This is a genomic window from Tsukamurella sp. NPDC003166, assembly GCF_040611135.1.
Lineage (GTDB): Bacteria > Actinomycetota > Actinomycetes > Mycobacteriales > Mycobacteriaceae > Tsukamurella.
The window spans coordinates 100921-125315 of the sequence record NZ_JBEXNL010000003.1 but is presented as its reverse complement, the minus strand read 5'-3'; the positions used below and the strand labels follow the sequence as shown (position 1 = coordinate 125315).

Here is a 24395-nt window from a genome sequence, read left to right as displayed (position 1 = left end):
ACGGGGAAGGCCCCACCTCGATAGGCTGTAGTCCGTGACCACCAGCGGCCCGGACGCCCCAGCGGCCGCGCCGAAACCCGCGTGGCGGACCTTCCGTGACCTGCCCGACCTGCTGCGACTCCTGGGCGTCCGCCTCCTGAGCCAGTACGCCGAGGGCCTGTTCCAGGCCGCGCTCGGTACCGCCATCGTCTTCAATCCGCAGCGCAACGCCTCGCCCGCCGCGATCGCGACCGGCCTCGCCGTCCTGCTGCTGCCGTACTCGGCGATCGGCCCCTTCGCGGGCGCGCTGCTGGACCGGTGGGACCGGCGGCGCGTGTTCATCGTGGCCAACCTGGTCCGCGCGCTGCTCATCGTCACGTGCGCGGCCGTACTCGCATCCGGAGCGGGGGAGACCGCGATCTTCATCGTCGCGCTCGCCGTGGGCGGCGCCGGCCGGTTCGTGGCGTCCGGCCTCTCGGCGGCGCTGCCGCACGTGGTCGACCGGCCGCAGCTCGTCGCGATGAACTCCGTGACCACCACCCTGGGCGCGGGCGCCACCGCCCTCGGCGCGAGCACGGCGGTCGGGCTGCGCGCGCTGTTCGGGTCCGACGACGCCGGGAGCGGCGGGGTGCTCGCCTGCGCGGCGCTGGTCACCGTGCTCGGGGCGATACTGTCCACCCGGTTCCCGCGGGGCGTCCTCGGACCCGATCACGACATCCCCGCCGCCGAGCGGTCGCCGACCGCCCTCCGGGATGTCGCCGCCGGCCTCGCCCACGGCGCCCGGGCGGCGTGGCGGGCACCGTCGGTGACGGCGGCCCTCAGCGGCATCGGCGCACACCGTGTGGTGTTCGGATTCAACACCCTGATGCTGCTCCTGTTGACCCGGCACCGCTTCGCCGACGGCACGCTGGGACTGGCGGGCTTCGGATCCGTCGCCGGCGCCACGGCGGTGGGCATGTTCGTCGCCGCGGTACTGACGCCGTTCTCCGTGGCGCGGTGGGGCCGGCGGAACACCGTGGTCGGGGCGCTGATCGCCGCGTGCCTCACCCAGGTCGCCGTGCTGTCGCTGAACTTCGTCGTCCTGGTGCTCGCCGCAGCCGTGCTCGGGCTCGCGGGGCAGGTGGTCAAACTGTCCGGCGATGCGGCCATGCAGCTCGACGTTCCCGACGAACGCCGCGGGCAGGTCTTCGCCTTCCAGGACGCCCTCTTCAACGTGACCTTCGTGGGCGCGGTCGCGGTCGCCGCCGCCGTCGTCCCGCTCGACGGTGCCTCCCGGCCGCTCGCCGCCGCCGGTGCGGTCCTCTACGCCGTCGCCGTGGTCGTCGTGGTGCTGCTCTACCGCCGCACGGGAACCGCGGAGGCCGCTCGCGCGTCCAATTGATATGGGGGACTTTTCGATCGAGTACTGGTTCGGCGACGGCGAAGGGCACGTGACCCGGTGGATCTCGCCCGCCGCACAGGGCGCGGTCCTGCTCGATTTCGACGGTGACGGTCGCGTGGACGACGCGATGCTCGACCTCGACGGGGACGGCCGGGCCGATGTCGCCGCGCTCGACCTCGATGACGACGGCGTCCGTGAGACCCGCTATGGCGACGACGGGTCCGGTACCTGGTCACAGCCCGCTCCCGCCGACACGTCGGCGACGCCCGCCACGGCCGCGCCGCCCTCGTCCCCGGGAACCGGCGTCACCGCCGGGACCGCCCCACGGGCACCGTCGACCTGCCCGATCCCGGGAGTCACCGGTGTCGGGGCCCCGCCGTCGAAACCGGAAGCGAGCCCTCCGGTCACACCCGTCCCCGCCGAGCCCGGGCAACCGCCCCGGCAGGCCGTGGTCGACACGGACGCCGACGGTGCGCCGGACGTCCTGTTGTTCGACACCGACGGGGACGGCACCGTCGACGGGGCGACCGATCTACGGCAACGCTGATCAGATCCTTGGTTTCCTGCGGAACGCGGATCGCCGCGATCCCGGGACCGCGCACGCCCTGTACCGAGCCCCGTTAGGAGCCCTGCCGCTCCGCCCACCACTTCGTCAACTCGGCCTCGGCCTCGTCGCGGTCGAGCGGACCGCGGTCGAGGCGCAGTTCCTTGAGGAACTTCCACGCCGCGCCGACCTCGGGGCCGGGCGGCAGGCCCAGCAGCTCCATGATCGCGTTGCCGTCGAGGTCCGGCCGCACCCGCGCGAGATCCTCCCGGGCGGCGAGATCCTCGATGCGGCGCTCGAGCCCGTCATAGGTGGCCTGCAGCCGCGCGGCACGCCGCTTGTTGCGGGTGGTGCAGTCGGCGCGGACCAGCTTGTGCAGGCGGGGGAGCAGGGGGCCGGCATCGGTCACGTAACGCCGCACGGCGGAATCGGTCCACTGCCCGTCGCCGTAGCCGTGGAACCGCAGGTGCAGGAACACCAGGTGCGCAACGTCCTCGGTGACGGCCTTCGGGTAGGCCAGCGCCCGCATCCGCTTGCGCACCATCTTGGCGCCGACCACCTCGTGGTGGTGGAAGGAGACGCCACCGTTCGGCTCGTGCCGGCGGGTGTCGGGCTTGCCGATGTCGTGCAGCAGCGCGGCCCAGCGCAGAATCAGATCGGGATCCGACTCCTCGAGGTCGATGGCCTGCTGCAGCACCGTCATCGAGTGCCAGAAGACGTCCTTGTGCTGGTGGTGCTCGTCGATCGCGAGCTTCATGCCGGGGATCTCGGGGATCACGCGCTGCGCGAGCTCGGTGTCGACCAGCAGCACGATGCCGTCGACGGGGTGCTGGCCCAGGATCAGCTTGTCCAGCTCGGCCCGGACCCGCTCGGCGGTGATCCGGTCGATCTCCGGCGCCATGCCGGCCATCGCCGCCTGCACCCGCGGCGCCACGGCGAAGCCCAGCTGGGAGACGAACCGCGCCGCGCGGAGCATGCGCAGGGGATCGTCGGAGAAGGACTCCTCCGGCGTGGCCGGCGTGTCGATGACGCCGGCGAGCAGGTCGTCCAGACCGTCCAGCGGGTCGTGGAAGTCCTCGGCGCCACCGCGGCCGATGCGCACGGCCATCGCATTGATCGTGAAGTCCCGGCGCACCAGGTCATCGTGCAGGTTCTCGCCGAACCGGACCACGGGGTTACGGGTGACCCGGTCGTAGGCCTCGGCGCGGTAGGTGGTGATCTCGATCTGCTGGTCGTGGAAGGCGGCGCTGACGGTGCCGAACTCGATCCCGGTGTCCCACATCGCGTCCGCCCAGCCACGCAGCAGGTCCTGGACCTGCTCGGGCCGGGCGTCCGTGGTGAAGTCGAGGTCGCTGGTCAGCCGGCCGAGTAACGCGTCGCGGACGGAGCCGCCCACCAGGTACAGCTCGTGACCCGCGTCGGCGAACCGGGCGCCGAGTGGCACCAGCACGTCGGCCAATTCGCGCAGCGAGATGTGCGCGGCCGCCAATAGTCGGGTACGCCGCTCCGCGCGCGCCTGCTCCGGGGTCTCGGTCACGACACGCCAGTCTACCGGCGGTCGAAAACACGACGGTGGCGTATCCGGGACCGACCGGCCAGTAGCATCGGGGGGGTGACCTCCGCCGAATCCGCCGACAACCCCGGGCGCCCCCAGCGCCAGGGTTCCGCCGGCGACTCCGCGGGAGGAGCGGCCTCCCGGCCCCGGCGCAGGCGGCGGCGTGGCGGCCGTGGGCGGGGCCGGGCGCAGCTGTCGGCCGTCACCGACCAGAAGGTCGCGCCGGAGCCCGAGGCGGCACCGTCGGACCAGGTACGGCCGGCCAAGCCCACCCGCAAGCAGGGCGGCCCGACGCCCACGTCGAAGCGCCCGGCACCGGGGCGGGGGCGGCCCGACCCGCGCATCCGGACGGTCCGCGAGACCTCGGCGGGCGGGCTCGTGGTCGCGGGGCTCGACGGTGACGACGAGCTGCGGGCCGCGCTCATCGGCCGCGTCGACCGCCGCGGCCGCACCCTGTGGTCGCTGCCCAAGGGCCACATCGAGACGGGGGAGACCGCCGAGCTCACCGCGATCCGGGAGATCGCGGAGGAGACGGGCCTGACGGGCTCGGTCCTCGCACCGATCGGCAAGATCGACTACTGGTTCGCCGTCGAGGGGCGCCGCGTGCACAAGACCGTGCACCACTTCCTGCTGTCCTGGCAGAGCGGGGACCTGTCGGCCGAGGACTACGAGGTCTCGGAGGTGGCGTGGGTGCCGCTCGCGGAGCTCGCGACCCGGCTCACCTACTCCGACGAGCGCAAACTCGTCGCCACGGCGCGCACCGTGATCGAGGACCTCACGGCGGATCCGTCGGAGCTCGCGGCCCGCATGGCCGCCGAGCCCCGGAGCGAACCGTCGGCGTACGAGAAGGCGGCGGCCGAGCGCAACGCGGTCCGCAACGACCCGCCCAAGCCGCGCAGGCGGCGCGGCGGCCGGCGCTCGCGGGGCCGGCGCAGTGGCGGGAGCGGCGGGAGCGGTCAGACGTGACCCGGTCGGCCCGCCTCCTGTGCGTGCTGACGCTCCTGGTCGCCCTGACCGGTGTGCCCGCCCTCAGCGGGGCCGGTCTCCCGGACGCGCAGTTCGTGCGGATCACCGTCGACGAGATCACCTCGCGGGTCACCGAGAGCTCCCCGAACGAGGTCGTGGTGCGCGGCAGCGTCACCAACTTCGGCGACCGGGACGTGAGCGACCTCGACCTGCGGATCCAGCGCGCGCCCGCGGTCTCGACCTCGGCGCAGGTGCGCTCGGACCTGGTCGCCGACAACAACGCCTACGACACGCTGGGCCGCTTCGAACCCGTGTCGAAGGTGCTCAAGCCGGGGGAGAAGACCACGTTCAGCGTGAGCATCCCGGTGCGCCCGACCACCACGACGCGCGGCCCGACGCTCGGCATCGACCGCCCGGGCGTGTACCCGATCCTGCTCAATCTCAACGGCAAGCCCGCGTACGGCGGCGTCGCCCGGCTCGACGACTCCCGGACGCTGCTGCCCGTGTACGCCCTGCCCGACGGCGGCACCGACACGCCGGGCACCGTCGAGCGGCCCGTGACGACCGCACCGTCGCAGGTCACGCTCCTGTGGCCGCTGGCCGACAATCCGAAGCTCGCGGGCGGCATCCCCGGCGGCGGCGACTCCGCGGTGCGCCTCGTCGACGACGCTCTCGCCGGTTCGCTCGCGCCCGGCGGCCGGCTCGACGGCCTGCTCACCGCGTACGAGGAGGCCACCCGCGGACCCGACCCGCGACACACCGCCCTGCGCGCCGCGGCGTGCCTCGCGATCGACCCCGACCTCCTCGTGACAGTGCAGGCCATGACCGGCGCGTACCGCGTCTCGCGCAACCCCGCGGACCCGCGTGGGCCGACCACGGCCGGCACCGGTAGCGACCGGGCGAGCGCGTGGCTCGACAAGCTCAGACGCGTCGCGGCCGACACCTGCGTGGTGGCGCTGCCCTTCGGCCAGATCGACCTCGAGGCGCTGGGCCGCTCCGCCGAGCCCTCGCTGCAGCGCGCGGCACTCGACACGCCCTCGGACGTCATCGACTCCATCCTCGGAGTGCAGTCGGTACGGGGCGTCGCGATCCCGACCTCCGGCCTGCTCCTGTCCGACGGTGCGCGGCAGCTCCGGGCCTCGGACGTCTCGGCCACCGTGCTCGCCGCGACCGCGGTGGGCGCTCCCGCCCGGAGCCGGGGCACACCGTCGGGCATCGTGGCGGTGGGGCAGGGCATCGGCGCGGCCGTGTTCGACCCGAACGTCTCCGCGGCGCTGGCGGCGATGGGCGGGCTTCCCGACGGCGCCGAGCACGGCGTCGCACCGGGCCCGACGGGGACCGTGCCCACCGCGTCGACCTTCGCCCTGGACGAGGAGTCGGCGACGATGCGGCGGCAGGCCGCGGTGGGCGCCCTCTCGGCCACGGCACTGGACCCGACGCAGCGCTACGCCCCGCCGAACGGGTGGGCCGCAACCACCACCCCGGACCCGATCGCCCAGGTCACCGGCCGCTCCGCCCTGATCATGCCGCCCCAGGTCTGGGCGGCGGGCCCCGCCGACGCCCGCGCGGTGCTCGACGCGCTGTCGGCGCAGTTCGAGGCGGGTCTCGCAGGGCCGCGGACCTTCCGCGACGTGGTCGCCTCCGCGCAGTCCGCCGGACGAGACCCGGCCCGCAGCGCGGATCCGTGGCAGCTGCGGCAGCCGGCCGGAACCGCCGCGTCCCGGGTCCCGGACTCGATCGTCGGCGCGGCCGCCGCCCACGTGCGCCAGGTCGATCAACTCGGCGCGGCCCTCCTCCCGCTGCCCAAGACGCCGCTCACCCCCCTCGTCTACACCTCGCCGCTGCGGGAGGACGCCGTGCGCGCGCTCCGGTGGGCCCCGTCGCGTCCCGCGGTCGACGGTGACGCCTCCCTCCGGTTGACGGCCGCGCGTGCCTCCATCGCCGCGCAGCTGAGCTCGGTGCGCTTCGTGAGCCCGGGCGGGGCGTACACCCTGGCCTCCGACAAATCCCCGCTGCTCATCGTCGCGCGGAACGACCTGCCGCTGCCGATCCGGACGGTGATCCACTGGTCCGCGCCCGAGGGCGTCACCATCGACGCGTCGGAGGTGCAGGAACTGCCGGCCCGCGGGACCCGGCAGATCGAACTGCCGACCACCGTCGACTACTCGCGACAGATCTCCGTGCAGATGACCCTGCGCACGAGTAGCGACATGCCGCTGGGCAGCCCGATCTCCATCTCGGTGCACTCCAATGCGTACGGCAAGTCGCTGTTCTGGATCACCTGCGGCGTCGGGATCCTGCTGGTCCTGCTGGCCGGGCGGCGCCTGTGGCGCCGGTTCCGCGGCCGCCCGGACCCCGCCGATGCGGACCGTCCCACCGTGGACGAGCACGAGAAGCTCATCGCGAACAGCTACGCTGCACATCGACCGACCTCGTCGAATCAGCATCCGCACGAGCACCCCGAACCGAAGGACACATGAGCCGCGCCGAGCCCCGGCACATCCCGCCGAGCAGCCGACCCGCCGCGGGCGGGCAGAGCGACGGCGGCGGTACAGCGAGTCTGCTGCGGTCCACGGGGTCGGTCGCGGTCGCAACGCTGACCTCGCGGGTCACCGGCTTCCTGCGCACCGTCCTCCTCGCGGCGATCCTGGGGCCGGCCGTCGCCTCGGCGTTCAGCATCGCCAACCAGATGCCGCAGCAGGTCTCCGAGCTGGTGCTGGGCCAGGTGTTGACCGCGCTGGTGATCCCCGTGCTGGTGCGCGCGGAGATGGAGGACAGGGATCGGGGCCAGGCCTTCTTCGAGCGCCTGTTCACGCTCTCCCTGACCATCCTCGGCATCGCGCTCGTCGTGTCGTTGGCGCTGTCCCCGGTGCTGGTCGGGCTGCTGGTCGGCGGATCCAAGGTCGACGAGGGCCTCACCCACGCCCTCGTGATCATGTTCCTGCCGCAGCTGGTCTTCTTCGGCCTCTCCGCCCTGTTCACCGCGATGCTCAACACGCGGGACGAGTTCAAGCCGGGCGCGTGGGCGCCGGTGGCCTGCAACACGGTGCAGATCGCCACGCTCGTGGCCTTCTACCTGATGCCGGGCGAGCTGACGCTGAACCCGACCGCGATGGGCCAGCCGAAGCTGCTGGTGCTGGGCATCGGCAGCACCCTGGGCGTGGTGCTGCAGGCGCTGATCCAGATCCCGGCGATGCGCCGCTCCGGGATCAAGCTGCGCCTGCGCTGGGGCATCGACGACCGGCTCAAGCACTTCGGGTCGATGGGCGTCGCGATCGTCGCCTATGTCTTCATCTCGCTGGCCGGCTGGTACGCGGTCACGCCCATCCTCTCGCACGCCTCCGACGGTGGGCCCGCGATCTACCAGTACGCGTGGATGGTTCTGCAGCTGCCGTACGGCGTGATCGGCGTGGCCCTGCTGACCGCCGTGATGCCGCGGCTGTCCCGCAACGCCGCCGAGGGCAACCGCAACGCCGTCCTCGACGACCTTTCGGTGGCCACCCGGATCACCATGGTCGCGCTCGTACCGATCGTGGCCTTCCTGACGGTGTTCGGCCCGTCCATCGGCCGCGCACTCTTCAACTTCGGGCAGTTCTCCCAGGACGACGCGAACTTCCTGGGCACCGCGATCTCGTTCTCGGCGTTCGTGCTGATCCCGTACGCGATGGTGCTCATTCACCTGCGGGTCTTCTACGCCCAGGAACGCGCCTGGGTCCCGACCGGCATCGTCATCGTCATCGTGGCCGCTCAGATCGGGCTCTCGTACCTGGTGCCGTACGTCGTGGACGACGAGCATCGGATCGTCGAGTTCGTCGGTACCGCCCGCGGCCTGGCCTACACGGCCGGCGCGATCATGGGTTGGTACCTCCTGCGCCGGACCCTGGGCCCGTTGCACCTGACGAACGTCACCCGCACGCTGATCCAGACCATCACGGTCTCCGTGCTGGTCGTCGTCACGATCTACGCCGTCATGCAGCTCGGTGTGCTGAAGGCGATCGACCGGAGCGGGCCGGTGGGCGCTTTCGTGTACCTTGCAATCGCAGGCGTACTCTGCCTGACATTGATCTATGCGCTACTCGCCCTGTGGCGGGTACCGGACGTGCTGGCGATCCTGGCACCCCTGCGGCGCATCGCGGGCAGGTTCGTCCCGGCCCTGCGGCCGAGCGCACCGTCGGAACCGGCGCGCGAGGCCTCCCGCGCCCCCGATACCCGGGAGATGCGACTCGACGAGCTCGAGGCCTACGCGAGCCTGCGCCGCGAGGAGATCACCGCCCAGCTGCCGCGGATCGCCGACGACATCGGCCTCCCGTATGCTGGTCAAAGCCATGTTCCCCGACGCTCGCGGGCGAGCGCCGAACAACCGACCACGGGCCTCAGGTACCGCAGAAGAGGAGCATTCGCAGTGACCGAGGACGACTCCCCAGGTACTTCCGGGCACGATGCACCGGGCACCGGTCAGATGCGACTGCCGTCCGTGCAGCCCGGCGTGCCGGCCCCGGTCGACGAGGCCGACGACACCCCCCGCGGCCCGGAGCTCATCCCGGGCGCCGTCGTGGCGGGCGGCCGCTACCGGCTCATCGAGCACTACGGCGGCATCCGCGGCCTGCAGTTCTGGCAGGCGCGCGACATCAACCTCGACCGTGATGTGGCACTGACCTTCGTCGATTCGGAGCAGCGCGCACCGGCGCCCGAGCGCGGCGCCCAGATCAGCCTGCGCGGCGAGGGCCCGCAGTCGATCCTCTCGCGCACGCTGCGCCTGGGTCGCGTCCACTCGAACGGCCTGGCCCGGGTGCTCGACGTGGTGCGCGGCAGCTCGGGCGGCATCGTGGTGGCCGAGTGGATCCCCAGCAGCTCCCTGGCCGACGTGGCCGGCACGCACCCGTCGGCGATCGGCGCGGCGAAAGCAGTCCGTGCGCTCGCCGGGGCCGCCGAGGGCGCGCACCGCGCCGGCGCGGCCCTGTCGATCGACCATCCCGACCGCGTGCGCATCTCGCAGGACGGGCACGCCTTCCTCGCGTTCCCCGGCACGCTGGCCGATGCGTCGAAGGAGTCCGACGTCCGTGGGCTGGGCGCGGTGCTCTACGCGCTGCTGCTCGAGCGCTGGCCGCTCGACGACGCCACGGGCCGCACCGTGACCACCGGCACCGGCACCATCGCCGGGATCCGGCAGGCCGACGCCGACGCGAACGGCAGCCCCGTGGAGCCGCGCGACGCCAAAGCCGATATCCCGTTCGAGATCTCGGCGGTCGCCACCCGCACGCTCGAGGGCGGCCAGGGCATCCGCACCGCGGCCACCGTGCAACAGCTGCTGGACCAGGCGTCCGTGGTCGACGTGAAGACCGACCTGCTCGCGCCGGTGCGCGAAGAGGTGCAGCGCGAGGCACCGCGGGAGGCCCCCCGCGCGGTCCCCTCCCTCGAGGACCGCCCCACGCCCGCCAAGCGGATCCAGTCCAAGCAGTCGTTCCTGAGCCGGGTCGGCGGCGGCAAGAAGAACGTGCCGCTGTTGGTGATCGCCGCGTGCGCGGTCGCGCTGCTGGTGATCATCGGCCTGACGCTGCTGATCAGCAATCTGACGAGCGGCAAGGACACCCAGTCCGGCGTCGGCTCGCTCTACCCGTCCAACACCGCCTCGTCCGCGGCGGCGGCGCCCGCGCCGGCGCCCGGGGTGGGTGCTCCGGTGAAGGGCACCGGTGTCTCACTGGTCGATTTCGCCTCCGCCAAGGACTCCGCGGCGAATCTGAGCAACGTGCTCACGGGGAAGTCCCCGGCGTGGAAGACCGATACCTACAAGGCCGGTCCCGCGTTCGGGAACCTCAAGAAGGGCGTCGGCTTCATCGTCACGCTCGACAAGGCCGTGTCCTTGACCCGCGGCACGATCACCTCGCCCAGTCAGGGCAGCACGGTTGAGGTGCGCACCGCCACCAAGGACTCGGTGAAGACCCTCGACGAGACCTCCGTGGTCTGGTCCGGCTCACTCCACAAGGGCGCGAACGACTTCCACGTGAGCTCGGTGGCGCCGCGCACGCGCTACGTCCTCGTGTGGATCACCGGGCTCACCAAGGAGTCCGGCAACGACTGGTACACCACGATCAACCAGGTCGAGTTCCAGGGCTCCTGAGCCCCGCCGTCGCCGCGCCCTCGATCCACGCCGCGCCGCTGTCCGGCACCGAGATCACCAGTGGCCGTGCGGAATCCGCGTCCCGGTAGTCGACGAAGCGCACCTGCCAGCCGACCCTCGTCCGCATGGCGGCCTCCACCCGTACATCGTCGGGGATCTGCAGGCCGCGCTCCCGGGCGTGGGCCGCCGCAACCTCTTTCGCCTCCGACGGTGTCCGTCCCGGCACCCCGTCGAACACCGGTCCGCCGCCCGTCCGCGCAGTGACCCCGTAGTCGACGAGCCGCGTCCAGGACTCCTCGATCACACGCTCGGACGCGAGGCCGCCACACGCCGCCCACCACGCCGCGGCGTCGAGCCACTCGTATTCGCACATCCGGACGAGGTGGAACAGCGCGCCCGCCCGCTCGAGGCGCGCGCCCAGGGCGAATGCCGTCGCCGCCGTGCCCTGGACGGGTGGCAGCGGCGCCCCCGGCTCGGGAGCCGCTTCCGCCGCCCAGACCCCGCCGTCCCAGACGGCCAGCCAGCCGTAGTGCTGCGCGCTCACCCGGTGATCCAGCGCGCTCACGTGCTCCAGCCACGACGGTGCGCCCGTCACCCGGTCCTCGGGCCCCGGCGCACCGGCGACGCGCCAGCCGAGATCCCCGCACGAGAGCACCGCGCGGTCGGGACCGAACCAGGTCAGGGTCGCGCCGGCGGTCGACGACGCGTCGTAGCGGGCGACCCCCCGGTCTCCGGCGCTCACCGTGACCCGGAAGGGGAGGGGCGCTCCCGCGGCGGCGAGGACGGGCTGCGCCGCGGCGAGCAGGCACCACCGCGCGCGCAGGACGCGGAGGGGATCGACGGAATCGGACATGACCGCATTCTCGTCCGCGACGCTGAACGGGGGCTTGGGCTGCGCTTATCCGGAACTCGTCAGTGGGGTGCTCTACCGTTCCTCATGACGGCGCCCGCCGGGCGCACTCGATCGGGGGGAACGAGATGACGGAACCACGGGGTCTGCCGGAGGACGGCGTGCTCATCGGTGACGACGGGCTGGCGCGTCCGGCATGGGCGGCTGACGGCCTGCTGCGCGAATACTACGACACGGAATGGGGCATGCCCGTCCGGGACGAGCGCGGCCTGTTCGAGCGGATCGCGCTCGAGGGCTTCCAGGCGGGCCTGTCCTGGGCGACGGTGCTGCGCAAACGCCCGGCGTTCCGGGCCGGCTTCGCGGACTTCGATCCGGACGCGGTGGCGGCGTTCGACGAGACGGACGTCGAGCGACTGCTGTGCGACGCGGGGATCATCCGGAATCGGCAGAAGATCGAGGCCACCATCGGCAACGCCCGGGCCACCGTGGCCCTGCGGGACGACGGCGGCCTGGTCCCGCTGGTGTGGTCCTTCCAGCCGGAGCGGACACCGGCACCGCGCACGATGGCCGAGGTCGCCGCCACCTCGCCGGAGTCCGTGGCGCTGTCGAAGGAGCTGCGCCGCCGGGGTTTCCGGTTCGTGGGGCCCACCACGATGTACGCCCTGATGCAGGCGGTGGGCATCGTCGACGATCATCTGGTGGGCAGCCATCGGCGCGGCAGCTCCGGGGTCTGGGACACGGCCGGCGGGCCCGCCGAGTAGCGCGCAGCGGACCGGGCGGCAGCGCGAGGCGGGCCGCCGCGGGCCGGTCAGTGGACTGCTGCCCCGCCGGAGATGTGGCCGTACCGGTGCCGGGTGGTGCTCACCGCCTGCTCGCGCAGCACGGTGAGCAGCTCCCGCCGGCCGGAGAGCAGCACCGGCCCGCGCAGCACGCTGTGACCGTGCCGCGCGGCCGCGGCGGCCACCGCGGGCTCGGCCTCGCCGAGCAGTCGGATCCGCACGGGTTCGGCGCGCCCCGCCAGGCCGTCGGCGTAGTCCTGCGCGGTGTGCTCGGGCGCCACGAAGGGCAGCGCGGGCGCATCGGGGCTCACTGTCACGTCCAGCCGCGTGCCGGTGCGGGCGGCGGCCAGCTGCAGCCGCACCAGGTCCCGCGGCCGAGCGCCGACCCCCACCCGCACCTCCAAGTGGGGGAGCGGGCGGTAGCGGAACACGTTCGCCTCACTCGCCAGCCCGGTGGGGTCGTGCTCCAGCCCGAACTCGGCGTCCCAGGCCCGTTGGTCGGATGCCGCGGCGGCGTGCAGCCACTGCACGTCGGCGTCGGACAGGTCCGGGGCCGCGGCGATGATCCGCTCGCTGAACATGGTGGGCGCGACCGCCGGCAGGTCGACGGTGCCGTCGGGCCCCGTCGCCGGCGCGGCGTCGGCCCAGCGTCCGAACTGGGCGACGTAGTTGGGGCCGCCCGCCTTCGCCCCGGGGCCGATGGAGGAGCGTTTCCACCCGCCGAAGGATTGCCGCGCGACGATGGCGCCGGTCATGTGCCGGTTGATGTAGAGGTTGCCGGCCTCCACCTTCTCCCGCCAGTGGTCGATCTCCTCCGGGTCCAGGCTGTGCAGACCCGCGGTGAGCCCGTAGCCGGTGGAGTTCTGCAACCGCAGGGCGTCGTCGAGCGTCGCGGCCCGCATGATGCCCAGGACCGGCCCGAACAGCTCCGTGGTGTGGAACCAGCTGCCCTCGGCGACACCGTCGAGCACGCCGGGCGTCCAGAACCGGCCCGCGTCGTCGAGCTTGCGCGGCTCGACGAGCCAGCTCTCGCCGGGCCCCGGCTCGGTGAGCCCGCGCAGGAGCTTGCCGGCGGCGGGCTCGATCAGCGGGCCGACGGTGGTGCCGAGGTCGTGCCCCTCGCCCACCACCAGGGTGCGCACGGCGTCCTGCAGCTGGCCCAGGACGCGCTGCGAGCCGCCGACGCTGCCCACCAGGATGCCCAGCGACGCGGCGGAGCACTTCTGGCCGGCGTGCCCGAAGGCGCTGCGCACCAGGTCGTTCACCGCGAGGTCGGGATCGGCCGCGGGGGTGATGATCATCGCGTTCTTACCGGAGGTCTCGGCGAGCAGGTCGAGGTCCGGCCGCCAGCCACGGAACAGGGCCGCGGTCTCGCTGGCGCCGGTGAGCACCACCGCGTCGGCGTCGGGATGGGTCACCAGGCGGTGCCCGGCGTCGGCCTCGTCGGCGTTCACCAACTGCACCAGGTCGTCGGGGACGCCGGCGGCGTGGAGGGCGGCGATCGCCGCAGTGCCGCACCGCAGCACCTGCGGGGCCGGCTTGATGATCACCGCGGCACCCGCGGCGAGCGCCGCCAGCACGCCGCCCAGGGGGATCGCGACGGGAAAGTTCCACGGCGGCGTCACCACGACGAGACGGTGTGGCGTGAAGACGGCTTCGCCGGCCGTGGTGGCGTCGAGCTCCAGCGCGCTCCGCGCGTAGTAGCGCGCGAAGTCGATCGCCTCGGACAGTTCCGGATCCGCCTCGGAGACCGTCTTGCCGGCCTCGTAGGACATCACGCTGAGCAGCTCGCCGCGGCGCCGGGCCAGCTCGTCGGCCACCCGGTGCAGCAGTGCGGCTCGCTCGGCGGCGGGCAGCCGGGACCACCGCAGCTGCGCGCCCAGGGCCCGATCCACCGCGTGATCGACCACGGTCGGATCCGTTACCCGCGCAGGGGTTTCGACGGCGACCTGCGCCGCGAGGGCCGCGCGCGCCCACGCCCGGTTCCCGGAGGTCGACGGGTCGGTGTCCGGCTCGCCGACGAAGGCACCGTCGTGCGGCCGCACGGGGTCGTTCGCCCGGTCCTGCACCCGGTTCGGCCCGTCCTGCACCACGTCGCGCCGGGCGACCGCGGTCCGGAAGCGTTGCTCCTCCACGTCGATCGCGCCGGCGTCGGGGCTGAACATGGCGTACAGGAAGTTGTCGCTGGAGGAGTTCTCCTCCAGCCGGCGGACGAGGTACGAGACGGCCACGTCGAAGTCGCCGGAGTGCACCACGGGCGTGTACAGGATCAGCGAGCCCACGTCGGAGCGCACGGCGGCTGCCTCCATCGGCGCCATTCCCTGCAGCATCTCGATGTCCAACTGGCGCTGCAAGTCCCGCTGCTGTGCGAGCTCGACGGCGTACGCCACGGAGAACAGGTTCTGCGAGGCGACGCCGATGCGGATCGCGTCGGCGTTCTCGGAGCGCAGCGCGGTGTCGACCAACCGGAGGTAGTTGGCGTCCACGTCGGCCTTGTCGCCGTAGGTCGCGAGCGGCCAGTCGTGGACGTCGGCATCGACACGCTCCATCGCGAGGTTCGCGCCCTTGACCAGCCGGACCTTGATCGGCGCACCGCCCGAGGCGACCCGGCGGCGGGCGAACTCGGTGAGTCGGGCGAGGGCGGCCGGGGCATCGGGAAGGTAGGCCTGCAGCACGATTCCTGCGGTGAGCGATCGGAACTCGGGCTCGTCGAGGAGGGCGACGAACACCTCGATCGTCAGGTGCAGGTCCTTGTACTCCTCCATGTCCAGGTTCACGAACTTCCCACCGTCGCGGGCGGTCCGATACAGGGGCCGCAGCCGCTCGACGACCCGGTCGCGGTTGCCCTCGAGGTCCCACGGGACGAGCTGGGCCACCACGGAGGAGACCTTGATCGAGACGTAGTCGACGGCCGGGTTCGCGAGGAGCTCGTGCGTGCGTGCGAGGCGGTTGTCGGCCTCGCCCTGGCCGAGGACGGCTTCGCCGAGCAGGTTCAGGTTGAGCCGCACGCCGACCTCGCGGGCGCGGCGCAGCCGCCGCTGGAGCTTCTCACCGTCCGCGTCGAAGACCAAGTGCCCCACCAGCTGCCGCAGCCGCAGCCGCGCCACGGGCATGGCGATCGACGGTGCGACACCGGCGGCGACGGTGCCCGCCCGGAGCATCGCCGCGTCGAGGGGACTCATGAACGTCGAGCCGGGACCGCCGCCGGCGGCGGGGGAGACGAGGCGGCGCAGCGCCTTCGCCGCGACCCGGTCGTCCTCGGGGCGGGCTACCCGATCGACGAAGCCCATCGTGAACTCGACGCCACTCGGGTCATGGAGCAACGCAGCGAGACTGGCGGTCGCCGCTGCCTCGCGCCGGCTCACCTCGGCCGGACGGGGACCGCGGCTCGCGGACAACCAGCGCTGCGCCCGGGTCACCGCCGCGTCGACGATGGGATCGTGCTCGGGATTCGTCATGGGCGGGGCGGCGACGAGCGGCGTGGACCCGGCGTCGGACGGAAGACGGGACGGTTCGACCATGAGAGGCCTCCTGATAGCTCGCGCAGTGAATGGAGAATCCACAGCGACGGGTGCGCCACCTGGCCTATGGATGAGTGTAACGCCGCTCACTCCGAAGCGCGATCCCGTGTGCTATCGCGAATATTCAGCTCCTATTTCTATCGGAGGTCGAATACTTCTGAAAGGTATGCGAATCGCCGTAGGGACTCTCTACGATCCCGTAGATGACCGAGTGGGGGAAGACCATCTCGCGTTCGACCGGACCGGGGGATCCGTCGACCGAGGCGATCGATGCAGCGCGGCGCCGGCAGCGCCCGCGCTACAGTCGCGACCGGCCGTCGGACGAGCGTCTGCTGTCCGATGCGGCGCACGGTGACGGCGAGGCCTTCGCGGAGCTCTTCCACCGGCACAGCCGGCAACTCCGCGCCACGGCACTACGAACCATCAGGGACTACACGGACGCCGAGGACTGCCTGCAGGAAGCCATGTTGCGGGCGTACCAGCTCTCGCCGACCTTCCGCGGCGACTGCAAGGTCGCGAGCTGGCTCCATCGCATCGTGGTCAACGCCTGCCTGGACCGGGCCCGCCGCAACCAACTGCGCGCGTCGCTGCCGATGCCCGACGACCTCAGTGAGGTCGCTTCGGACGAGGGCCGGTGCGCGGAGGACCTGGATCGTCGGCTGACCGTCGAGGCCGCGCTGCGGATGCTCCCCGAGGACCAACGGGCGGCCGTCATCGCCGTCGACATGCACGGCCTGTCGGTGAACCAGGCGGCGGAACTTCTCGGGGTGGCACCGGGCACCGTCAAGAGCCGGCGGGCACGCGCGCGGGCGCGTCTCGAGCGCCTGCTCCGCTGACCGGGCCCACCGGATCCCGCGACCCGATCGCGCGGACCCGATCGCTCCGGTTCCGCACAACGGATATTGCGACGATGGAACCGATCGCCCGGCTGGTGCGTCTAATTCATGGGAGACGTTCAGGGGAGGAGGCTCCATGGAGAAGGCCGGATCGCAGCCGACGGGGGACGCCCGTCGGCTGAGCCGCACGGAAGAGGCTCGAGTCGACGCGGCCCTGGCCGAGTACCGCGACCGCACCTACGCCCACTGGTCGGCCCCGGGGATCTACAGCGGTCAGTCACCACTCGGGGACCGCGCCATCGAAGCCGCGATCCTGTCGGCTCCCGCCCCCGTCCTGCCGCGGCGGCGGCTGCGGTACGCGCTCGGAGCCGCCGCGGCCGCCGTCGGGATCCTGGCCGGCGGGGTCGCTCTCGGAACCGTCGAAGAGCCCGACGGCACCATCCCCGAACCCGGAGTGCTCCTCACGGCGGCGTCGCCGGGGGGCGACAGGGGCCCGTTCACCGACGGTGCGGCCCTCACCCGGTGCCTCGATGCGGCCGCGGTGCCATCGGAGCGGCGCACGTTGCTCGGCGCAGGCCCGATGGAGCTGCGCGGTGAGAACGCCACCATCCTCCTCCTCCCCGGCGGCACCCGGGGAGACCTACGGGTACTGGCAGTGACGGCGTCGTGCGCGCGGGGGGAGTCGGCGGCCGTCCTGGTGGACCGCGTGCTGCCCGCCGGCGCGGCCGGGCGGGCCACCACGCCGTAACCTGGGAGAAGGTGAGCGGGAACATCTCCGGGCCCGGCACCGTTGGGATGACATGTCCGCTCGGGTGATCCGGGCGCTTTCTTCGAGGTTGGGTAGGTAGATGACTGCAGCAGGCACCGATATCGCGGATGTGATCATCATCGGATCGGGTCCGGCCGGATACACGGCGGGCGTCTACGCCGGCCGCGCCGAGCTGAAGACCATCCTGTTCGAAGGCACCAACTTCGGCGGCGCTCTCATGACCACCACCGAGGTGGAGAATTACCCCGGCTTCCAGAACGGCATCATGGGCCCCACGCTCATGGACGAGATGCGCGAGCAGGCCATCCGGTTCGGCGCCGACCTGCGGATGGAGGACGTGGAGTCCGCGCAGCTCGACGGTGAGATCAAGGTGGTCGTCACCTCCGAGGGCACTTACCGCGCCCGCGCCGTGATCCTGGCGATGGGTGCCGCGGCACGCTACCTCGGCATTCCCGGCGAGGAGGCCCTGCTGGGCCGCGGCGTCAGCGCGTGCGCCACGTGCGACGGCTTCTTCTTCCGCGAGCAGGACATCGCCGTGGTCGGCGGCGGGGATTCGGCGATGGAGGAGGCGATCTTCCTCACCAAGTTCGCCAAGTCGGTCACGCTGATCCACCGCAGCGAGACCTTCCGCGCGTCGAAGATCATGCTCGACCGGGCCAGGGCCAACGAGAAGATCCGCTTCCTCACCGACACCAAGGTCAACGCGGTGCAGGGCGAGAAGTCGGTCGAGTCGCTGCTCGTCGAGAACACCGTGACCGGCGCGGTCGACACGCTCGAGGTCACCGGCCTGTTCGTCGCGATCGGTCACGATCCGCGGTCCGAGCTGGTGACAGGCCAGGTCACCGTCGACGACGAGGGTTACGTGCAGGTCGAGGGCCGTACCACGGCGACCGGCGTGCCCGGCGTGTTCGCCGCCGGCGACCTGGTGGACCACACCTACCGCCAGGCCATCACGGCGGCCGGCAGCGGCTGTTCCGCGGCGATCGACGCGGAGCGTTGGCTCGCGCATCACCGCGAGGCCGCGGTCGCGCAGTAATCACCCCCACCTCACCCCTTCCCCCAGGAGAAACCATGGCCGAGATCGTCACCGTCACCGACGACACCTTCCAGCAGCAGGTGCTCGAGTCCGACAAGCCCGTCCTCGTCGACTTCTGGGCCACCTGGTGCGGGCCGTGCCGGGTCGTCGCCCCGGTGCTGGAGCAGCTCGCCGCCGAACACGGCGACAAGGTGACCTTCGCCAAGCTCGACGTCGATCAGAACCCCGGCGCCCCGCGCGACTACCAGGTACTGAGCATCCCCACGTTGCTCCTGTTCCAGAACGGTGAACCCACCGGCAAACTGATCGGCGCCAAGAGCAAGTCGGCGATCCTCAAGGAGCTCGACGGTCTGGTGTGACGCGCCGTCGCGTTGGGTGGACGGGCCCCGAGGCCGTATCGTGTACTCGATTTCCCGCCCTGTCGGCCACCCGCCAGCAGGAAGCTACCGAAGGGTCCTCCATGCCACGCATCAGCCTCGGCGATCACGGTGGCGCCGTGGCGGAGATCCGCGGCATCCTCGCCGATCAGGGTTTCCTCCGGCACTACGTGGCGCCCACCGAGCTCGTGGTCGGTGGATGGACGGCGCCCGAGGCCGTGTTCGACCGCCGACTGGACCGTGCCACGCGGGCGTTCCAGCAGCAGCGCGGCCTCCTGGTCGACGGTATCGTCGGTCCCGCCACCTACCGCGCGCTGCGCGAGTCCACGTACCAGCTCGGCGCGCGCACGCTGAGCTACATCGCGTCGGCGCCGCCGTCGGGCGACGACGTGGCGGCTCTGCAGGCCCGCCTGCAGAATCTGGGTTTCTACGCGGGCATGATCGACGGCCTGTTCGGTCCTCAGACCCATCTGGGCCTCTCGGCGTACCAGCGTGAGTTCGGCCTCGTCTCCGACGGGATCTGCGGCCCGGCCACGCTGCGCTCGCTGACCTTCCTCGGCTCCCGGGTGACGGGCGGCTCGCCGCACGCCATCAAGGAGGAGGAGCACGTGCGCAGCTCCGGGCCCCGTCTGTCGGGCAAACGGATCGTCATCGATCCGGGCCTGGGCGGGCCGGACCGCGGTCTCGCGGTGATCGGCCCCGACGGGCGACCGGTGACCGAGGAGGAGATGCTCTGGGATCTCGCCTCCCGGCTGGAGGGCCGCATGGCCGCCGCCGGCATGGAGACCTACCTTTCGCGACCGCGCGGCATGGACGCCGACGACAGCACCCGCGCCTATACGGCCAACACCTTCGACGCAGACATGATGATCGCGCTGCGCACCGCGCACTACCGCAACGACCGTGCGCACGGGGTGGCATCGTTCCACTTCGGCAACACGCACGGTGCGAGCTCGAACATCGGCCGCAACCTGGCGGGGTTCATCCAGCGCGAGATCGTCGCCCGCACGCCGCTCAGCGACTGCCACTATCACGGCCGCACCTGGGACATCGTGCGCCTGACCCGGATGCCCACCGTGCAGATCGACGTCGGCTACACCACCAACGCGGGCGACGCGGCCGTCCTCGCCTCACCGCAGATGCGCGACACCATCGCCGAGGCGATCCTGGTCGCGGTGAAGCGCCTGTACCTGCTGGGGGAGAACGACCGGCCCACCGGCACCTACACCTTCGCCGAGCTCCTCGAGCTCGAGGAGAACGCCGAGAACCGGGCCTGACGGTCCGCCGTCGCCCGGCCCGGCACGCCGGCGGGGGTGAGCGCACCGTCGGGCCTGCGGCACCCGCGGAATCGGGCCTGACGCGGCCCGTGCGGGCCTAGGGCGCCTCGGCCCTCCCCACGGGTGCCGCGGCGTCCCCGGTGTCCTCCAGCGCGGTCCTGAGCGCCGCCTCGGCGGCGGAGGCGGCCAGAAGTTGTTCCAGGGCGTGCTCGACACCCGCCTTCCACCCCAGTCCCTCGGAGAGTTCGAGGCGCAGCCGCGGGAAGCGGTGGTGCGGCGCGACCGTCTCGAAGCCCATGCCCTCAAGGAAATCGGCGTCGCTCAGCGGCACCTGCTTGCACCCACATGGTCCACAATCAAGTTGTGCCACAACATCTTCGGTCAGCATGCCGACGGGGGTGAGCAGCGCGAAGGCCTCCACGGCGCGCACGCCGCGCCGCACGAGATCGGTGCAGACGGCCGTGACCAGCTCCTCCTGAACCCTGATTTCAACGCCGGGCTCCGCTCCGACCCAGGTCAGGAGCACCGCGTCGGGGCTCACCGGCGCGGTGGGGAAGTGGCTCGCGCGGGGCACGCTACTGGGCGGGGCGTAGAAGGCGACCCCCACCACCCGCGCCGAACCGTCCACGGCGTGGTCGATCGCGACCTGCCCGCAGGAGCCCCACTCGAGCATGAGCATCGACAGCCACGCCTCCTTGTCGAACTCGGTGTCCGTGAGGGTGGCACCGTCTGGCGCCACCTCCCAGTAGACGCACCGTCGGACGTGGCGGGGGAGGTCGTCGAATCCGCCCAGGGTCAACGGCACGATCGTCAGGGCCATGGCGCGCTACCCCTGGGCGAGCAGGGCGACGATGCGCTCGAGGTCGTCGGCGGAACCGACCTCGACCACGATCTTGCCCTTGCGCTTGCCCATCGACACGGTGACCTTGGTGTCGAGGCGGTCGGCGATCCTGTCCGCCAGATCACGCAGGCCGGTGTCCGCCGGCTGCCGCCGCTTGGGCGCGGGGGCGACGGTGCCGTCCCCGCGGTTCGCCAGCGTGACGGCCTCCTCCGTGGCACGCACCGACATCCCCTCAGCAACGATCCGGGCCGCCAGGGCCTCCTGCGCCTCGGAACCGGCCTCAAGGGAGAGCAGAGCCCGCGCGTGTCCTGCGGACAACACGCCCGCCGCGACCCGGCGCTGTACCGCGACGGGCAGCCGCAGCAGGCGGATCGTGTTGGTCACGACGGGTCGCGAGCGCCCCAGGCGAGAGGCGAGTTCGTCGTGGGTGACGCCGAACTCCTCGAGCAGCTGGGCGTACGCCGCGGCCTCTTCGAGGGGGTTCAGCTGGACGCGGTGGATGTTCTCCAGGAGGGCGTCGCGGAGCATGTCGCCGTCGGCGGTCTCGCGGACGATCGCGGGAATCGCGGCGAGGCCTGCCTCCTGGCTCGCGCGCCAGCGGCGCTCGCCCATGACGAGCTCGTACCGGATCTCCCCGCGCGGCGAGGACACAGGACGCACCACGATCGGCTGCATGAGCCCGAACTCGCGGATCGAGTGGACGAGCTCGGCGAGGGCCTCCTCGTCGAAGACCGACCGCGGCTGCTGCGGGTTCGGCTGGATCGACGTGGGCGCGAGCTCCCGGTAGACCGCGCCCGCCTCCGCGAGGTCAGCTGGTGCCGGCTTCTCCGTGGGCCCGGGCGCGCCGGGCCGAGCCGCGCCGACCGGTCTCTCCTCCGGCGTCGTCGGTGCCGCGGGTCGCCCCCCGATGATGACGTCCGCCGCGGCGTTGCCCAGGCGTGGCCCCTCGTCGGGTCCGGTGGGGATGAGCGCGGCGAGGCCCCGGCCGAGGCCGCCCTTCTTCTGGCCCGCCATGATCACACCACCTGCTCGGCGCCGCGGAAGGCGAGCTCACGGCCGGCGTCGAGATAGCTCATCGCACCCCGCGAGCCCGGGTCGTAATCGAGCACCGTCGTGCCGTAGCCCGGCGCCTCGGAGACCTTGACACTGCGCGGAATCGTCGCACCGAGGACGCGGTCGCCGAAGTGATTGCGCACCTCGGCCGCCACCTGGTCCGCGAGCTTGGTCCGCGCGTCGTACATCGTGAGGAGCACCGTGGACACGTGGAGGTCCGGGTTGAGGTGCGCCTGCACCAGCTCGATATTGCGGAGCAACTGCCCGACGCCCTCGAGGGCGTAGTACTCGCACTGGATCGGGATGAGCACCTCGCGGCCCGCGACGAGCGCGTTGACCGTGAGCAGTCCCAGCGACGGCGGGCAGTCGATGAAGACGTAGTCGATGTCGGCGGCAGCGGGACTGTTGAGCGAGTTCTTCAGTCGGGTCTCGCGGGCGACCATGCTGACGAGTTCGATCTCCGCGCCGGCGAGGTCGATCGTCGCGGGCACGCAGAACAGATTGGGGGAGTGCGGGCTCTGCGCCATCGCCTCCGCCAGCGTCGTCTCGCCGAGGAGGAGCTCGTACGTCGACGGGACGCCCGACCGGTGGTCGACGCCGAGCGCCGTGCTCGCGTTCCCCTGCGGGTCGAGGTCGATGACGAGCACCTTGAGACCCTGGAGCGCGAGTGCCGCGGCGAGGTTCACCGCGGTCGTGGTCTTGCCGACGCCGCCCTTCTGGTTGGCGATCGTCAGGACGCGCCGTGCGCGGGGCTTGGGCAACGTGCCCGCCGCCCCCGGTGTCAGGACCTGACTGGCACGCTGTGCCGCGGCGGCGATAGGGGTGTCGTCTTCAGTGGTTCCACGTGAAACGTTGAAGCCGGATTCGTGATCAGTCACGTACTCTCCTCAGCTGTTGCCCCCATCCTAGTTTCTCCCTCCGACTGCGTCAGCCGGGCGTCCGACTCCTCTCGACGATCCAGCGACACAGCCGGCTGCCCCGGCCGCGGTCGCGTTCGTGGTGCGGACATGTGTCCCGTGTCCCGACGGTGCCGCTCGTCCGGCTCCGTGACGGCGAGCCGTGTGCGCAGTTCTCTCCGTCGGCACCGGCACGGTCGCCGACTCGCCGCGATAGGCCGTCCGCGACGACCGTGGTTGCCTGCGCGCCGCTACCTTCATCACCGCCGCCGAGCGACCGGCACTCAGTCGTCCCGTTGTAGACCGGCCGTCCGCAGCCGTGCCGTCCGCGTCCGGCGATCCATCGTCGGATCGGTCCGAGCCGTCGGAGGATGCGTCGCGCATGACAGTGCGGACCGCGTGCGCGCGATCCGGACGGCGGCACCCTATTGCGCGTCATGTCCGCACCACCTCCGATGCCATGCCGCCGCCTCTCGTGTTCTTCCCAGCTCGGAGGGCGATGCGCGACGACGGGGACAGGGGGCTCGAGGCGGCACGACGGTGGCCGGCGACCGCGTCTGTGTCCGTCTCGCTGATGACCTGTGCACGCGCACCCCGCCGCGACGCAGTCCTCCTCCTCCTGAAGGACGACAGGGTTCGTGTGATGTTTCCCGTGAAACACGGTCACGGTCACGGTCACGGTCACGGTCACGGTCACGGTCACGGTCACGGTCACGGTCACGGTCACGGTCACGGTCACGGTCACGGAAGGATGATCGTGCACCGGCCCGTCGCGGCCGTGTCGACGCCGCCGTCAGCGGGGAGCGAGCCGTTGACGAGGAGGCTCCCGCCGCCCCTTCCTCCGAGCGTCTACGCGGATGCAGCAGCCTGCCCCGTGGACCCACGCATGTCTGCATGCCCACCTCCGGTGATCGCGGGTTCCCCGTCAGGCGATGGCATCGCGGTGTCGTGCGCGGGCGAGCTCCGATGCACCGGGTTCCGTTCTACCGCGCAGTCATCCGGGTTCCCGGATCTCGATCGGTGGACGACTTCCGCGCGGTGTTTCCCGTGAAACATCTGACACGCGGCCACGAGGTGTCCGCGCGGTTGGCGCCGCCGGCTACCAGCATCCCCGTGCTCCACAGCTTCCATGCCCACCCCGAAAGCCAGAACGCACGACGCAACGCAGAACAGGCCTCCGCGCCACGAAGGGCCGGCGCATCATGTCGACGGGCGTCGCGCATCATCGCCCGCGGGCAGCAGGGCGGGCGCACCCGCATCGACGCAGCGACCGATGTTCGGCTCGATGCAGCGGTCGCGCTCGGTACCACTCCGCGGGCGGCACCACGAACCGGCTCGACGGCACGCCTCGAGGCTGCGCTCCGCTGGATCCGCCGTGAACCGTCGTCGCCGCACGATCACTCTCCGCGGCGACCGTGCGCATCCGCCGCGAGGACCCCGGCGGCCGATCGCCCGGGCACGGGACCGCGCAAGCCCGGGGAAAGGTGCGGACACTCCCGGGACACGTACGCACCTCGGGTTCGTGCACGCCCACGGAGCGTCCGCTCAATGCTGCCGTCAGCGCACCGACGCGGCTGTCTCCAGCACCGCTCTCCGAGCGGCCGTCGCGGTCCACCG

The 24395-nt window shown here is 72.1% G+C and carries 17 protein-coding genes; 11 read left to right on the top strand and 6 right to left on the bottom strand.

The features are described from left to right. Positions 1-34 precede the first annotated feature (34 nt). A complete protein-coding gene (locus tag ABZX10_RS04835; RefSeq protein WP_355535097.1) occupies positions 35-1360 on the top strand; it encodes an MFS transporter in 1326 nt (441 codons plus the stop codon). A gap of 1 nt (position 1361) precedes the next feature. After that, positions 1362-1907 (top strand): hypothetical protein, encoded by a 546-nt coding sequence (locus ABZX10_RS04830; protein ID WP_355535095.1) that lies wholly within the window; start codon positions 1362-1364, stop codon positions 1905-1907. Positions 1908-1980: 73 nt separating this feature from the next. On the opposite strand, the gene ABZX10_RS04825 is transcribed toward ABZX10_RS04830, so the two are convergent. After that, positions 1981-3441 (bottom strand): CCA tRNA nucleotidyltransferase, encoded by a 1461-nt coding sequence (locus ABZX10_RS04825; protein ID WP_355535093.1) that lies wholly within the window; start codon positions 3439-3441, stop codon positions 1981-1983. A gap of 75 nt (positions 3442-3516) precedes the next feature. Between ABZX10_RS04825 and ABZX10_RS04820 the strand changes: the two genes are divergently transcribed. From ABZX10_RS04820 to ABZX10_RS04810, 3 genes are read left to right on the top strand one after another with little or no spacing between them, the layout of a single operon-like run. Continuing rightward, complete coding sequence (locus ABZX10_RS04820) at positions 3517-4425, top strand: NUDIX hydrolase (RefSeq protein WP_355535091.1); 909 nt, start codon at positions 3517-3519, stop codon at positions 4423-4425. Continuing rightward, positions 4422-6905, top strand: a complete 2484-nt coding sequence (locus tag ABZX10_RS04815) for a glycoprotein (RefSeq protein WP_355535089.1) — start codon at positions 4422-4424, stop codon at positions 6903-6905. Before ABZX10_RS04820 ends, ABZX10_RS04815 begins: the two co-directional genes overlap by 4 nt. Then, on the top strand, positions 6902-10543 hold the full coding sequence (locus ABZX10_RS04810; protein WP_355535087.1) for a murein biosynthesis integral membrane protein MurJ: 3642 nt from the start codon (positions 6902-6904) through the stop codon (positions 10541-10543). The genes ABZX10_RS04815 and ABZX10_RS04810 overlap by 4 nt, the downstream gene beginning before the upstream one ends. Here ABZX10_RS04810 and ABZX10_RS04805 read toward each other — a convergent pair. Then, positions 10515-11396 carry a hypothetical protein gene (locus tag ABZX10_RS04805; RefSeq protein WP_355535085.1) on the bottom strand — a complete coding sequence of 294 codons (882 nt, stop codon included), beginning with the start codon at positions 11394-11396 and terminating at the stop codon, positions 10515-10517. The two genes, ABZX10_RS04810 and ABZX10_RS04805, sit on opposite strands and share 29 nt — an antisense overlap. A 125-nt stretch (positions 11397-11521) precedes the next feature. Between ABZX10_RS04805 and ABZX10_RS04800 the strand changes: the two genes are divergently transcribed. Next, positions 11522-12154: a DNA-3-methyladenine glycosylase I gene (locus ABZX10_RS04800; protein ID WP_355535083.1), complete on the top strand. Its 633-nt coding sequence runs from the start codon at positions 11522-11524 to the stop codon at positions 12152-12154. A gap of 47 nt (positions 12155-12201) precedes the next feature. Here ABZX10_RS04800 and ABZX10_RS04795 read toward each other — a convergent pair whose 3' ends face one another. Beyond that, positions 12202-15630, bottom strand: a complete 3429-nt coding sequence (locus tag ABZX10_RS04795; protein ID WP_355535678.1) for a proline dehydrogenase family protein — start codon at positions 15628-15630, stop codon at positions 12202-12204. 266 nt (positions 15631-15896) lie between these two features. Here ABZX10_RS04795 and sigM point away from each other — a divergent pair, with 266 nt between their 5' ends. The 5 genes from sigM to ABZX10_RS04770 all read left to right on the top strand — a co-directional run bounded on the left by sigM (position 15897) and on the right by ABZX10_RS04770 (position 19988). Further along, a complete protein-coding gene (sigM, locus tag ABZX10_RS04790) occupies positions 15897-16529 on the top strand; it encodes an RNA polymerase sigma factor SigM (RefSeq protein WP_355535081.1) in 633 nt (210 codons plus the stop codon). A 136-nt stretch (positions 16530-16665) separates the two neighbouring features. Continuing rightward, positions 16666-17277, top strand: coding sequence for a hypothetical protein (locus ABZX10_RS04785; RefSeq protein ID WP_355535079.1), 612 nt, complete (start codon positions 16666-16668; stop codon positions 17275-17277). 100 nt (positions 17278-17377) lie between these two features. Further along, a complete protein-coding gene (trxB, locus tag ABZX10_RS04780) occupies positions 17378-18334 on the top strand; it encodes a thioredoxin-disulfide reductase (RefSeq protein ID WP_355535077.1) in 957 nt (318 codons plus the stop codon). Positions 18335-18369: 35 nt separating this feature from the next. Continuing rightward, positions 18370-18693, top strand: coding sequence for a thioredoxin (gene trxA, locus ABZX10_RS04775; protein WP_355535075.1), 324 nt, complete (start codon positions 18370-18372; stop codon positions 18691-18693). Between the two features lie 101 nt (positions 18694-18794). Further along, positions 18795-19988, top strand: a complete 1194-nt coding sequence (locus ABZX10_RS04770; protein ID WP_355535073.1) for an N-acetylmuramoyl-L-alanine amidase — start codon at positions 18795-18797, stop codon at positions 19986-19988. Positions 19989-20085: 97 nt separating this feature from the next. Here the strand turns inward: ABZX10_RS04770 and ABZX10_RS04765 are convergent, their stop codons facing one another. From ABZX10_RS04765 to ABZX10_RS04755, 3 genes are read right to left on the bottom strand one after another with little or no spacing between them, the layout of a single operon-like run. Beyond that, the gene (locus tag ABZX10_RS04765) at positions 20086-20808 is read right to left on the bottom strand and encodes a GNAT family N-acetyltransferase (protein WP_355535071.1); all 723 of its coding nucleotides are present in this window, start codon (positions 20806-20808) and stop codon (positions 20086-20088) included. A gap of 6 nt (positions 20809-20814) precedes the next feature. After that, positions 20815-21843, bottom strand: coding sequence for a ParB/RepB/Spo0J family partition protein (locus ABZX10_RS04760; RefSeq protein WP_355535069.1), 1029 nt, complete (start codon positions 21841-21843; stop codon positions 20815-20817). A gap of 2 nt (positions 21844-21845) precedes the next feature. After that, entirely contained in the window at positions 21846-22760 is a 915-nt protein-coding gene (locus ABZX10_RS04755) for a ParA family protein (RefSeq protein ID WP_355535067.1), read from the bottom strand. Between the last annotated feature and the right edge of the window lie 1635 nt (positions 22761-24395).